Source organism: Pseudoalteromonas sp. GABNS16E (genome assembly GCF_028598715.1).
GTDB lineage: Bacteria > Pseudomonadota > Gammaproteobacteria > Enterobacterales > Alteromonadaceae > Pseudoalteromonas > Pseudoalteromonas atlantica.
The window spans coordinates 1-317 of the sequence record NZ_JAQREZ010000184.1 but is presented as its reverse complement, the minus strand read 5'-3'; the positions used below and the strand labels follow the sequence as shown (position 1 = coordinate 317).

At 44.8% G+C, this 317-nt stretch carries 1 protein-coding gene; it reads right to left on the bottom strand.

Translation table 11 applies throughout. The features are described 5' to 3' along the window. Positions 1 to 317, bottom strand: a 317-nt coding sequence (locus PSI06_RS21220) for a DUF4158 domain-containing protein (RefSeq protein ID WP_273604843.1), incomplete at both ends; no start/stop codon positions are given.

Genomic DNA, 317 nt, shown 5'->3' with positions numbered 1-317 from the left:
TCTTTTCTGACCTGTTGCATTGTGCGGCTTATCAGTCTTTGAAGCACGGAGTACTTAGGAATGGCAATGTTATGGCTGGCAAGGTATTCAATGGCCGCATCAAAGAGGTGTCGAGGCTCCAGCCAGGTATGACCAATGTAAACCAGGTGGTGGCACAGAGCATTGAGGTGCTGTTTTTCATTCCACTTAATGTAATTAAGTAGACGCAGTATCCTTGAGTAAATACGGTCACGCTGCATTTTACTGACACTGAAAGGCCTGATCCCTTTACCTCTTTGAATTTGGGAGGCAATAAACTGCATGTCGATACTGATATC